The sequence below is a fragment of the Acinetobacter sp. F16 genome, from assembly GCF_052712855.1.
In genome coordinates this window covers 38162-50790 of the sequence record NZ_JBRATK010000010.1, presented here as the reverse complement: position 1 = coordinate 50790, position 12629 = coordinate 38162, and the positions used below count along the sequence as shown (strand labels likewise).

Annotated in this window: 16 protein-coding genes and 1 pseudogene; 10 read left to right on the top strand and 7 right to left on the bottom strand. The window is 39.2% G+C overall.

Annotation, left to right across the window (positions count from 1 at the left end; all coding sequences use genetic code 11):
• Positions 1–146 precede the first annotated feature (146 nt).
• Both ACU0NF_RS07785 and ACU0NF_RS07780 read right to left on the bottom strand, forming a co-directional pair.
• Positions 147–429 (bottom strand): annotated as a pseudogene (locus ACU0NF_RS07785) (hypothetical protein); the annotation flags it as partial.
• A gap of 279 nt (positions 430–708) precedes the next feature.
• Positions 709–1158: a GNAT family N-acetyltransferase gene (locus ACU0NF_RS07780; protein ID WP_445660708.1), complete on the bottom strand. Its 450-nt coding sequence runs from the start codon at positions 1156–1158 to the stop codon at positions 709–711.
• A gap of 135 nt (positions 1159–1293) precedes the next feature.
• On the opposite strand from ACU0NF_RS07780, the gene ACU0NF_RS07775 reads away from it, so the two are divergent.
• The 3 genes from ACU0NF_RS07775 to ACU0NF_RS07765 are packed head-to-tail and all read left to right on the top strand — an operon-like array spanning position 1294 to position 3270.
• A complete protein-coding gene (locus tag ACU0NF_RS07775) occupies positions 1294–2298 on the top strand; it encodes an adenosine kinase (protein WP_445660750.1) in 1005 nt (334 codons plus the stop codon).
• 14 nt (positions 2299–2312) lie between these two features.
• Positions 2313–2624: a Rieske (2Fe-2S) protein gene (locus ACU0NF_RS07770; protein WP_171458513.1), complete on the top strand. Its 312-nt coding sequence runs from the start codon at positions 2313–2315 to the stop codon at positions 2622–2624.
• Positions 2625–2652: 28 nt separating this feature from the next.
• Positions 2653–3270, top strand: coding sequence for an OB-fold-containig protein (locus tag ACU0NF_RS07765; protein ID WP_131384440.1), 618 nt, complete (start codon positions 2653–2655; stop codon positions 3268–3270).
• 111 nt (positions 3271–3381) lie between these two features.
• Here ACU0NF_RS07765 and ACU0NF_RS07760 read toward each other — a convergent pair whose 3' ends face one another.
• Both ACU0NF_RS07760 and ACU0NF_RS07755 read right to left on the bottom strand, forming a co-directional pair.
• Positions 3382–4071 (bottom strand): YidB family protein, encoded by a 690-nt coding sequence (locus tag ACU0NF_RS07760; RefSeq protein WP_445660707.1) that lies wholly within the window; start codon positions 4069–4071, stop codon positions 3382–3384.
• 110 nt (positions 4072–4181) lie between these two features.
• Positions 4182–4652 (bottom strand): DUF6231 family protein, encoded by a 471-nt coding sequence (locus ACU0NF_RS07755; protein ID WP_445660706.1) that lies wholly within the window; start codon positions 4650–4652, stop codon positions 4182–4184.
• Between the two features lie 32 nt (positions 4653–4684).
• Between ACU0NF_RS07755 and ACU0NF_RS07750 the strand changes: the two genes are divergently transcribed.
• Positions 4685–5557: a DUF2797 domain-containing protein gene (locus tag ACU0NF_RS07750; RefSeq protein WP_445660705.1), complete on the top strand. Its 873-nt coding sequence runs from the start codon at positions 4685–4687 to the stop codon at positions 5555–5557.
• Positions 5558–5617: 60 nt separating this feature from the next.
• On the opposite strand, the gene ACU0NF_RS07745 is transcribed toward ACU0NF_RS07750, so the two are convergent.
• From ACU0NF_RS07745 to ACU0NF_RS07735, 3 genes are all read right to left on the bottom strand, one after another.
• Complete coding sequence (locus ACU0NF_RS07745; protein WP_445660704.1) at positions 5618–7486, bottom strand: SurA N-terminal domain-containing protein; 1869 nt, start codon at positions 7484–7486, stop codon at positions 5618–5620.
• A gap of 133 nt (positions 7487–7619) precedes the next feature.
• On the bottom strand, positions 7620–7892 hold the full coding sequence (locus tag ACU0NF_RS07740; protein WP_004651791.1) for an HU family DNA-binding protein: 273 nt from the start codon (positions 7890–7892) through the stop codon (positions 7620–7622).
• 158 nt (positions 7893–8050) lie between these two features.
• Entirely contained in the window at positions 8051–8518 is a 468-nt protein-coding gene (locus tag ACU0NF_RS07735; protein ID WP_445660703.1) for a phasin family protein, read from the bottom strand.
• 192 nt (positions 8519–8710) lie between these two features.
• Here ACU0NF_RS07735 and ACU0NF_RS07730 point away from each other — a divergent pair, with 192 nt between their 5' ends.
• From ACU0NF_RS07730 to hscB, 6 genes are all read left to right on the top strand, one after another.
• Positions 8711–9358 carry a hypothetical protein gene (locus tag ACU0NF_RS07730; protein ID WP_445660702.1) on the top strand — a complete coding sequence of 216 codons (648 nt, stop codon included), beginning with the start codon at positions 8711–8713 and terminating at the stop codon, positions 9356–9358.
• 112 nt (positions 9359–9470) lie between these two features.
• Positions 9471–9944 (top strand): Rrf2 family transcriptional regulator, encoded by a 474-nt coding sequence (locus ACU0NF_RS07725; protein WP_131214394.1) that lies wholly within the window; start codon positions 9471–9473, stop codon positions 9942–9944.
• Between the two features lies 1 nt (position 9945).
• On the top strand, positions 9946–11163 hold the full coding sequence (locus tag ACU0NF_RS07720) for an IscS subfamily cysteine desulfurase (protein WP_445660701.1): 1218 nt from the start codon (positions 9946–9948) through the stop codon (positions 11161–11163).
• A gap of 86 nt (positions 11164–11249) precedes the next feature.
• Complete coding sequence (gene iscU, locus ACU0NF_RS07715; RefSeq protein WP_004651785.1) at positions 11250–11636, top strand: Fe-S cluster assembly scaffold IscU; 387 nt, start codon at positions 11250–11252, stop codon at positions 11634–11636.
• Between the two features lie 37 nt (positions 11637–11673).
• Positions 11674–11994 carry an iron-sulfur cluster assembly protein IscA gene (gene iscA / locus ACU0NF_RS07710; protein ID WP_445660700.1) on the top strand — a complete coding sequence of 107 codons (321 nt, stop codon included), beginning with the start codon at positions 11674–11676 and terminating at the stop codon, positions 11992–11994.
• Between the two features lie 107 nt (positions 11995–12101).
• Positions 12102–12617 (top strand): Fe-S protein assembly co-chaperone HscB, encoded by a 516-nt coding sequence (hscB, locus tag ACU0NF_RS07705; RefSeq protein WP_067724653.1) that lies wholly within the window; start codon positions 12102–12104, stop codon positions 12615–12617.
• The last annotated feature ends 12 nt before the right edge of the window (positions 12618–12629 follow it).

Here is a 12629-nt window from a genome sequence, read left to right as displayed (position 1 = left end):
CTAGCATTTCAGTCCAGTTTCCATTCCTTTCTTTTTTAATCAAAATTGGTACAATTTTCAATGCAAAAAAAATAGCAATCGATTGCCATTTTTTTAAATCAGATCCAAAAATATTTTTATGGGTAAAGAGGTATAGCGCCAAAATCCAAAATCAATAAAGTCAGACTGACGCAAAGGACAATCCCACTGATATATCCGATGCCTAGTGACTGATCGACAAAATCTGCTAGTGTCGTGCCTACGGTGGTAATAGCGATAATGGCGCCAATACAAATAAGACCAGCAGGGTTCAGAATTGATTTGAAAAACTAGTGGGGCAATAAGAAATGCCGCGAAAATAAAGGTACTGATCAGGTATCCCAAATTTAAAGACGTTGATACTGCATCACTTGCTGTTTCGCCCAAGGTTGTGGCAAAAATTTGAGTAATCTATAAAAGGTAGGATTATTTAAGGAACTTTAGAAATGTGGGCGCCAATATTTTGTTGTTGATTCATCAGCCTGACTCATTAAAAGGTCTTTGCTGATATCTTCAACTGATGCACTGAACTCAAGATTAAAATTTAAAGCTGTTTTCGATTTTATAGAATCGGCTTGAGCAATTAAAATCTCATCCGTGGAATTTAAAAGTAAAGGTAGCTCATGACGCTGCTGAGCCTATACGCCCCACAGCATCATGACCAAATACAACCATTAACCAGAGCAGAAACTAGAGCAAATATTTGAAATAACTATAATTCGGATGGTTTTCAACAAACACATAATTTTGTTTCTGATAAAAATTTGCTGCAGATTTTGTGTCTGTACTTAGGCATAGCGCAGAAAAATTTGCGCGGGCATTTTTTTCCAGATGCTGCAAAAGCTGTTTACCGACACCATGCTTACGATATTTCGGCAATACATAAAAACGACGTACACGACCAATGCGGGCATCAATTTCGTTTTCATTCCATTGCTGATTTAAGCCACCACAGGCGATCAGTTTCTCATCATCATAAACAAAAAGAAGAAATTCCCCGGGTTGATCAAACCTGTTTTTGCCACTTTCATACTCTTCAATCAATTGATCAATAAGCTGGAATCCTTCTTTCTGAGCTTGCTTGGCTAATTCTGTGATTTGTGCAGGTAATTGTTCAGCTTTTGCAATCGTGATATTCATCTAACCTTCCTAATCCTTTCCTATAGTGCATTTTGTACGAGCATCAGTCATATATTGAATTTTATTCATCAATCTACAGCAATCATGAGCATTGGTGTAAACTTAGCGTTTTATTTTGAAATGTGAATGAAAGACATGACAACTGTTGATCTTTTTGCAATTGGTAACGCATTAATCGACCAAGAATTTAAAGTCTCTGACGATTTCCTGATTCAACAAAATTTGCAAAAAGGCACTATGCAGTTGACTGATGGTGAAACACAAGCAAATTTATATAATAATTTAAAAGAAACGCAAGTATACAAAGGTCAAGCATCCGGTGGATCTGCTGCAAATACCACTGTTGCTTTTAGTGCTTTAGGCAGTAAAGCATTTTATGGATGCCGTGTCGGTAATGATGAACTCGGTCGCATTTACCTCAAAGGCTTAAATGAAGCCGGCATTCAAACCACTGAAAAATCAGTCAGTGAAGGTGTAACCGGTACCTGTATGGTTCTGGTCAGCCCTGATTCTGAACGTACCATGCATACTTTCTTGGGCATTACTGCAGAACTCAGTGAAGCGCAAATCAATTTTGAACCTTTAAAAACTGCAAAATGGCTGTATATTGAAGGCTATTTATCCACCAGCGATTCTGCACGTAAAGCAGTTAAACAGGCACGTAAAATTGCCAAAGCCAATGGCGTAAAAATTGCATTAACTCTATCTGATCCAGCGATGGTGCAATATGCACGTCAAGGTTTGGATGAACTGCTTGATGATGGCGTAGACCTATTGCTTTGTAACCAACATGAAGCCTTAATGTATACAGAAACTGACTCAATTGAAGCAGCATTGGCTAAATTGCAATTGAAAAGCAAATACACTGTCATTACATTGTCTGCAGAAGGCGCTTTAATTTCCGATTCTGAGCAAACTTTTAAAGTTCCAGGTCGTGCAGTCACAGCAGTCGATGCCAATGGTGCCGGTGATGCCTTTGCGGGTGCCTTCCTCTATGCATTAAATGCTGGATTAAGCCTTAAAACTGCTGCTGAATTGGCGATTTTGATTTCAAGTGAAGTCGTTTCACAATTTGGCCCACGCCTGAGTGTAGAAAATTACGCCGAATTATTAAACAACTTCCAAAAGGAATGTGCATAATGATTAAAATTGCGATGACGGAAGAAATTCCTGAACGTGAAGCGCGTTCATATGAAACACCGGATGGTGATACTATTTTTATTACCCAGCGTGATGGGGCATTTTATGCCTATCAGAATCTCTGTCCGCACTTGCAGGTTGAACTGGAGTTTCTAGAAAATCAGTTTCTGGACCGCGATCAGGAATACATCGAATGCTCTACACACGGAGCACTTTTTCTGGTTGAAACCGGTGAATGTATTTCTGGGCCTTGCCAGGGACAATCGCTTGAAAAAGTAGCAATTGATGTACATTCTGATGGTGGAATCTACCTCAACGAAGAATAAATAGAATACACCCTACTGGAATCTTGCCATGCTTGAGTTTTTACAGAACTATGACTTAATCCCATTTCATTTAAGTTTATTGGCTTTAGTTTTGCTCAGCATGGCAGAAACCATCGGCTATTACTTTAATATTCGACCTACGCAATATCTAAAAAAACTGTCTCCAAAGAAAATCTCTGAATCACCTTTGCTGAATGTTAAGTTTTCTAAAACGCTGATTGTGGTGTTTTTACTGATGAACTTCAGCTTTTCTGGCTACTTTCTTCAGCTTTGTGTTTATACCCAGCAACAGGAATTTCTGCCCGCGTTTTATTTGGTGATTCCTGCACTCATTATTGCAATTTTTTTCACTGTATTTATGATTCATTGTCTTGATCAAGTCATTAAACCTAAGCTCACCAGACAACAGGTGAGTTTGCTTGGACGTCTGGCAACAATATCAAGTGGTAATGCCCGTCCAGGCTTTTCTGCTCAGGCCCGGGTGAGAGATAGCTTCGGTCAATTACATTATGTTCAAGTTGAGCCAGAATTTGGTGAACTCGAGTTTCAGTCACAGATTATTTTAATTCGCTTAAAAAAATCACACTATATTGCTAAAAAAATATCCAAATCCAATTCGCTCTTTAGCATGGAAAATCATCAGTGACATTTAAGTCTTTTGGTTATAAGTTATTTAGGTTAATAACCATCAAAATTAATGTCAGATATAAAAAGACCAGTCAAATCAGCAACTCAACCGGTCTTAAAAGCAACAGTATTAACGTTTAAGGAAGCCAGAAATCAAGTTCATGATTTGTTGAATATCTGCATTGGCTTCTTGTTTATTGGTTTGTTCACCTTGTGGAGTGAGTGAATCGATAATTTGCGGTAAAACCGTTGAAATTGCACCATAAATATCTTGCTTAGGCACTTGGGTTTCCTGAGCAACCTGTTCCACTTCGTGCTCATCAAACAGGCTTTGAACCTGTTGCTGATCCACACTGGCATTTTCACCTGGACCTGTAGACACCCAGTCATCGACCTGTTTATTTAAGCCCATGCCTTTTAACTTATCCAAAGCACCTTGTATACCGCCTTGCTTTTGAATCCATGCCAAAACCAATGGCAATACAGCAATGAGTAAAGTTTTTGTGCTTCCACCGCCTAAACCGCCAGTTTGCTGCCTTGGCTGATTTTGTTGTGTGCCACTCAAATGCCCTAATACGGATCCTAAAATTCCGCCTAAACCGCCTTGTTGATGTTGCTGGGATTGCTGGTTAGGTTGAGATTGCTGATTGGTTTGAGATTGTTGCTGCGTATTGTTGCCACTCAACTGCCCCAATACCGAAGCTAGTATCCCACCCAAACCGCCTTGTTGGGGTTGGTGTTGCGATTGGGATTGATTTTGCTGGTTGCCACCTAAAGCCTGCTTAGCCAGTATTTCTACAATATTACTCAGGTTTGTCATCGTATCGTCCTTTTATTGGCTTAAGAAAAGCATACGATGCTTTCAAAACCTGCAATGAGGACAAATTGTTAAGTTTTGCAAAATTTAGAAAAGAAATAAATAGTTGAGATCTACCAGCGGAATTTATTCCAGTTTTCGGGGTTGGCCCAAAACTTGGAATTAAACCAGTCCGGCACATGCTTATAGGTCAGAATGTTAAATTGCCACAAAGCAAAATCGCTCTCATGCTGGGTTTTATCAATCAGTTGGGTAAACCCTAAAGCACGTAATAATTTCTCATCCTGCAACTGACTGACCACCACAATGCGTTTCGCCATCAAGTCACGCAACTTGACCAGCAATTGCGATTTTTGCACATTTGAAATCTCGAGTAATTCTGGTGAATTAAGTAATACCAAACCCAAGTCATATCGCTGTGTAAAAGGCAGACTTAAAAACTCAGTTACGGTAAAATAGTGCCATTGAATTGATTGATTACTGTCGTATTGTGCAAGATTCTGGCCAATACACAATGCAGTTTGAATAGGCTGTTCCTTAGATAAATCGTCTAGCATTGAAGCAATGACATTTTGTTCAGCCATAACTGCATCCTTATTATTTGAGAGAGTATTTCATGGAACTACAAGGCATTTGCCATAAAATGCATGCAGGTCTAAAGGACCCTATTGTAACTGATCAACAGACCTGTAAGGCAAATGTAGAATATAAATTTGTGCTGGATCGTGCTGAAATTGATCTTCCGTTTACTTTGGGACAGGAAATCGAAATCGAATGGACGGGCAATATTTATTGTGTTTCATGCGGCAATAAAACGCCGAAATCCTATGCGCAAGGTCACTGTTTTAAATGTTTTAAAACCCAAGCCTCATGTGATATGTGCATTATGAAGCCTGAAACCTGCCACTATCATCTAGGCACTTGCCGTCAAGATAGTTTTGCCCGTGAAGTTTGTTTTCAGCCCCATATTGTTTATCTGGCCAATTCCAGTGCATTAAAAGTAGGCATTACCCGTCAGGGACAAATGCCGACACGCTGGCTTGATCAAGGTGCAACCCAAGCCCTTCCGATTATGAAAGTCGGTTCACGCCGTCTGTCGGGCCAACTGGAAATCATGTTTGGAACCCAGGTCGCTGATAAAACCGATTGGCGCAAACTGCTCAAAGGTGAAGCTGAACCACTCAATTTGATTGAAGTTCGCGAGCTACTGATTGAAGAATTTGCACCGAAAATTCAAACCATTCGTGATGAATTCAGTCAAAACCTAGAATTCAATGAAACCATTGAAGTGATGGAAGAGGAGCTTCCACGTGAGTTTGTTTACCCAGTGGATGAATATCCTGAGAAAATCAAATCGCATAATCTGGACAAAACTCCGATTATTCGTGGAAAACTGTTCGGGATTAAAGGTCAATACCTGATCTTGGATACCGGCGTGATTAATATTCGTAAATACTCAGGTTATGAACTAAAGCTACGCGCCGAATAAAACTTTATTTAGCCCATAAAAAAACCTGCATCAATGCAGGTTTTTTTATTTCATAGAGAATTATTTAATTTTCGCATGCGCTTTTAGATATTCAGTGTAATCATCCAGCTCTTGTTGACCACGAAGCTGCTGGTACAACTTGGATAATTCATTCAACTGCTCATCCGTTAAAGCATTCGATGTTGTCTTGTTCACATTCGATACGGCCACAACCACCAGCTCATTTGGCAATGAAGCTGTAGTAACTGACCACATGCCTGCTTTCGGTGCTGCAACACTGAATGCTGCACGTTCAATCTCACGTTTCAGACCTTGTGAACGCGTAAATACACCGGCACTTTCAAATGCAATTTTACTTTGCGCAACTACAGTTGCAGCCGGTTGTGATTTAAAGCCATTTAATGCAGCTTGAATTTTTGCTTTCGCAGCATCAATTGCTTTTTGCTCAATCAGTTTAGCTTTTACACGAGGCGTTGCTTCTGCCAAGGTTTGTACGCCGGCAGCATGGTAATTACGTACTTTCACCCAAACGGTATCACCATTCGCTAACTGGATACTGCTTGAGGCATTACGATCCCCATTCTTCACATCATCATTAAATAGTTTAACTTTTACATTTGCATCACTCAGTACAGGATGTTGAGTCGCTAAAGTCATACCCTTGATCGATTGAACAGTTACACCCTTCACTTCTTGTGCAACAACATCCAGTGCATCACTGCCAACCACCATTTCATTCAGACCATTTACCGTATCTGAGAAGGCATTTGCAGATTTGTTCTTTTGCAATTCCGCCAGCAAACGTGGTTTTTCAGTTTCAAATGAAGGAAGCTTAATAGAAGGCGTTTCTGTTTCAATTAAATGATAACCATATTGGGTTTTAACCGGAGCGGATACTTGCGCTGATTTCAAAGAAGCCACAGCCTGGTCAAATGCGTCACCAAATACACCTTTGGCATATGCGTCTACCACACCGCCTTTGGCTTTAGATTCGGTATCATCTGAATATTGTGCAGCTGCTTGAGCAAAGCTCATCCCTGCTTTAATTTTGGCAGCCACATCATTGGCCAATTTCTTCGCCTCTGCATCTGAACGCGTATCTGCTGCAATTAAAATATGCTTCACCAAGGGTTTAGCATCTTTCTTTTGTGCCTCTACAAATGTTGCATAGGCTTGCTGTAATTCTGCCTCGGTCACTTGCGTATTGGCAGGCACAACATTCGCAGGGGTCAACACCACATAATCCACATCAACACTGGCAACTTGTTTAAATGAATTTTGATGCTTGTTGTAATAAGCCGCAATTTCTTGAGGAGTTACTTTTACATTTTTCTTATAGTCATCCAGTTTAATGCTTGCAAGATGCAAAGTACGTTGTTCAGTTTGCAAATTCGCAATCTGTTCAATATCAAGCTTGCTGACCAAAGCATAATCCATAAATGTTGAAGTCAACATTTTCAAGGCATGATCTTTACGCAAATTGGCAATTAAGGCTTGACTGGTCATCCCCACTGAACGCAAATAATTTGAATACAAGCTTTCAGAAAATTTACCGTTTTCTTGGAAGGTAGGCTGTTGGGCCACCATCTGCTCAATCTGTGCATCACTTAAGGAAATGCCCAACTCTTCTGCCTGTTGCAACAAAAGGGTACGAGCCACCAAGGTATCCATCGCTTTATTTTGAATAAAAGATTGATTCAATAAAGTTTCGTCACCATTGGCATAAGCCAGATACTGTTCTTTAAATGTTTTGGTCAGTGTTTCTAGTTCTTTTTTAGAAATTTCTTGGCCATTGACTAATTTTGCTGTGTCTTCTGACTTCCCGCCACTAAAATATCCTTCAATACCTACAAGTGCTAAAGGGGTCAAAAACAATATAAGCAAAACTTTGCCTAACCAACCCTTAATAACTTTACGAAAAGATTCCATAAGTATTCCAATATTTTATTTGTGAGGGATTTTACCCGAAAACCCACAATGAATGAATGCGTTCAACTTGTAAATCGCCATTATTAATAAAAAAACGCGCCTAAGTCGGCGCGTTTATCGGCTTTAAAAAAGATTAAGCAACAGAATCTTTTAAACCTTTACCAGCTTTAAAGCTAGGAACCTTGCTTGCTTTAATTTCTAAAGCTGCACCAGTCTGTGGATTACGACCAGTACGTGCTGCACGTTCTTTTACGTTGAATGTACCAAAACCAACAAGTGTTACAGTATCACCAGATTTAAGTGCTTCAGTAATTGAAGCAATTGTCGCATCTAAGGCTTTACCTGCATCAGTCTTAGACAATCCCCCTTTCTCTGCAATTGCATCGATTAATTCTGATTTATTCATGAAGATTACGTCCTCTTAATATCGTTTATTTAAGGTCTAAGGATTCCATAACACCTTTATAGCAATGGTTCAGGGCAAAACGCAATACTCCGGATATCAATTTCTGCAAAATAAATGCGAAAAAAATTGTTGAAAAATGAAGAAAAAGCAAAATTGTTTCATTTTTTTACAATTTGCGCTTTTAAAAGCTTATTTTCTTCAACTAAAAAATCGACCTTGCTATGTAGTTGTAATATGAGACTTTCTAAATGCTGAATATCTTTTACTGTCACCAAACCAATCCGGTTTAAAGAATGGTTCACACTATGATCAATCAGCTTCTCAACTTTATCTTTGGTGTCGCTAACTGACTCTCTGGCTTTCTCTGAGACTTTTTCTACAGTTTGATCAGCAATTTCAGTAGTTTTAGACTCCAGTTCCTCACCAACCTTGACTAAAGAGTCAAATAATTTATTTCCTTCTTCTTCTGCACGTGAAAAAGCACCTAAACCCGCAAGCCAGATTTGCTGAGTGTATTTACGGAAATCCAGCCCGGACTTACGCCCTACACGTAATTTATCCTTTGTTTTATCAGTATTTTTCTGTAGTTGCAGTGCATCATCTTGATCTTTTAATTGCTTATCCATCCCTTCCTTCTCCTGGTTGTTTTATGTACTGCTAAACAAATTTATCCATAAAATACACTGATAATAGCAAATTAAATACTTGATCGATTTGCTAAACTGTTCTACAAAGCAAGATTATTATGTATTTGGTTTAAAGTCCTGAAGCATATTTAACGAGCTAGGATGCTCTATTTCAGGTAAGGATTGATTTTTATGAGTGAATCGCAACAAAGTCAAAATCAAAAGCACTTGTTGCTCACAATGGCGATGATTGTTCTGGAAACAGTTTTTACACTCATCTTGAAGCATGATCGCGTTATTGGTTTACAGGCTAAAAAATTTATAGATCGAAAAGTTGCGATTAAAATTAACAGTTATTTGCCTTATTTTGATTTTTACATTCAATTTACCGAGAATGGTGTTTTATTTGATACCAAGGCGCCAGAACATGCCGTCGATCTGGATATCCGCACCACCTTCATGGATTTAATTAAAGTCTTTGTGTTTGCAAGTCGTCCAAGTATCAAAAAAATGCGTATTGATGGCGATCTGACTTTAAAAGATGAATTTCGTGATTTAGCTTTACTTTTTAGTTTTCCAAAAGTTTTATCGGACTGGAAACAATGGCTGAGTGAACCCACTGACGAGCAAGAGATTATTGCCTCAAAAAAACGTATTGTCCCTCTTTTGGAAAAAATTGACCTGCAACGCTCAAAAATCAACAGTTTGGAAGTTGAAGTCAAACAATATCAAAATCGTATTCGTCGTATTAAACAAAAACAGAAGAGAATGAATATTGCCTTTAGTATAACAACCGTGCTTTTGGTTGCGTTATTAGTGTATAATTTATGGCTCGCATAAATATATAATTTTTCTTATAAAACGAAACAATTTAAAGCCTCATAAAAAACTTGACTATTTTAGTCAGGATTCTTAAAATCGACACATCTAGTCTTAACATGTGTATCGAATCATGCGTCTTACTACTCGCGGTCGCTACGCAGTGACTGCTCTACTTGATTTAGCTTTGCAGCCAACTGAACAAACGATCACGCTTGCTGAAATTGCAGCTCGTCAAACTATTTCTGTTGCTTATCTTGAGCAGTTATTTGCAAAATTAAAGCGTCACGGCTTAGTCTCTAGTGTACGTGGTGCCAACGGTGGCTACCATCTTGCTCGTCGCGCTGATGAAATCACTGTGTTAGAAATTATTGAAGCTGTAAACGAAACAGTCGATGCAACGCGTTGTGATCATAAAGGCAACTGCCAAAATGGTGCGATGTGTTTGACTCATGATTTATGGCAAGAACTCTCCCACCACATTGCCGATTATTTAGCAAAAATTACGCTTGCTGATCTTGTAGCACGTGACAACGTACAAACCGTTGCAATTCGCCAAAATTCACCAAGTTTTGATTCAGCCCTTTTATCGGTTACAGGTATTTGACATGAAACGTCCGATTTATCTTGATTATGCAGCAACCACTCCTGTAGATCCTCAAGTTGCAGAACGTATGATGGAGTGCTTAACATTCGATGGTACTTTCGGTAATGCTGCATCTCGTTCTCATGCTTACGGGTGGCAAGCGGAAGAAAAAGTAGAATATGCACGTGAACAAGTTGCTAATTTAATTAAAGCGGATCCACGTGAAATCGTGTGGACCTCTGGCGCAACTGAATCTGACAACCTTGCATTAAAAGGTGTTGCACAATTCTATGCCTCTAAAGGTAAGCACATCATTACCTCTAAAATTGAACATAAAGCAATTTTAGATACTTGCCGTGAACTCGAAGAAGAAGGTTTTGAAATCACCTATCTTGAGCCAGAGCCAAAAACCGGTTTAATCACTGCTGAAATGGTTAAAGCTGCGATTCGTCCAGACACCATTCTTGTTTCCCTGATGATGGTGAATAACGAAATTGGTACCGTGACTGACGTTGCTGCAATTGGTGAAATCACACGTGCAAATAAAACTTATTTCCACGTTGATGCTGCCCAAGCTGCAGGTAAAGTTGAAATTGACCTTTCAACCATGAAAATTGATTTAATGAGTTTCTCTGCTCATAAAATTTATGGTCCTAAAGGTATTGGCGCACTGTTCGTACGTCGTAGCCCACGTATTCGTCTTAAAGCTCAAATGCATGGTGGTGGTCATGAACGCGGTATGCGCTCTGGTACCCTTGCAACTCACCAAATCGTAGGTATGGGTGAAGCATTTGAACTTGCAGGCAAAAACCTGGAATCTGAACAAAAACGCATTCGTGTATTACGTGACAAACTTTGGAATGGTTTACAAGGTTTGGAACAGGTGTTCTTAAATGGTCACCCTGAATACAATGTTGCAAACTACCTGAATGTGAGCTTCAACTTTGTTGAAGGCGAATCATTGATGATGGCATTGAAAGATGCTGCTGTATCATCTGGTTCTGCATGTACTTCTGCAACACTTGAGCCTTCTTATGTGCTTCGTGCATTAGGTCTGTCTGATGAACTTGCTCACAGTTCGATTCGTTTCAGCTTTGGTAAATATACCACTGAAGAAGATATTGACCATGTACTCGAAGTGACTAAAGCTGCTGTACAAAAATTACGTGATCTTTCTCCTCTTTGGGATATGTACAAAGATGGCGTAGATTTGTCTACAGTCGAATGGGCTGAACACTAATTTATTCTTGGCATCTTATAGAATTTCATTAAGATGCCCCCATATTAATTCTTATCAAGGCTGACCCCGAGGTTTGGAGACGCATCATGGCTTATAGTGAAAAAGTAATTGATCATTACGAAAACCCCCGTAATGTTGGTGTTTTAGATAAAAACGCTGAAAATGTTGGTACAGGTATGGTCGGTGCACCCGCTTGTGGTGACGTTATGCGTCTTCAAATTCAAGTGGATGACAACGGTGTTATTGAACAGGCACGTTTCAAAACTTATGGTTGCGGATCGGCTATTGCTTCAAGCTCGCTTGTTACTGAATGGCTTAAAGGCAAAACTTTAGACCAAGCACAAGCAATCAAGAACATCGATATTGCAACTGAACTCGCGCTTCCACCAGTAAAAGTACACTGTTCTGTACTTGCTGAAGATGCAATTAAAGCTGCTGTTGAAGACTACCGCAGCAAAAAAGCTAAAGCTTAATGGCTTTAAGTTTTGAATAAGGAATAATGGAGTTTTCATGATTCATTTAACTGAAAATGCTGCAACTCATATCAGCAATTACTTGAAAAATCGCGGTAAGGGTGAAGGCATTCGCGTTGGCGTGAAAACTTCAGGCTGTTCTGGCTTGGCATATGTACTCGAATTCGTTGATGAAGTTGATACACATGACCAAGTATTTGAACAGTTTGGTGTTAAAGTTTTCGTTGATCCTAAAAGCGGTGTCTATTTAGAAGGTTTGGAAATGGACTATGTGAAAAATGGCTTAAATGAAGGCTTCGAATTTAACAATCCGAATAAAAAAGGTGAATGTGGTTGCGGTGAATCTTTCACAGTTTAACCCACCTGCTCCATCCTTTTAAAAATTAAAACAGTGTACAGTACACTGTTTTAATTACATTTATATTTGCAGTTATTTTTATAGAACTTTCGCGGACCAAATCTCCCATGAATCATTTTGAGTTGTTCAATCTTCCTGCGGCACTCGATATTGATTTAGCAGCTTTAAAAAATGAATTTTTAAAATTGCAGCAACAATATCATCCCGATAAAGCTGAAGACAAAGATCAGGCATTGATCAAGTCAAGTGAAATCAATCAAGCGTTTAAAGTTTTATCTCAAGTTGATAGTCGTGCGGGATATTTGCTTTCGTTAAAAAAACAAGATCACCTTCTAGATCAGTCCATCAGCGATTTTGAGTTTTTACAATCTGCGCTAGAAATTCGTGAACAGCTGGATGAAGCCCATGCTGCCGAAGACTTGATTTCACTTAAACAAGAAGTCCAGCAATGGATTGACAGCTTGGTTCGTGAATTCAAAATTGACTATACTGAAGAAGATTGGGCTGAAGCGCGCGACACAGTGCGTAAGTTACGCTTCTTCCAAAAAGTCATGGCGGATATCGACAAAGCTGAAGATCGCTTTTTGGACGATGATTCTTTCGATCTTGACGATGATTTTTAATTTATTTTTACT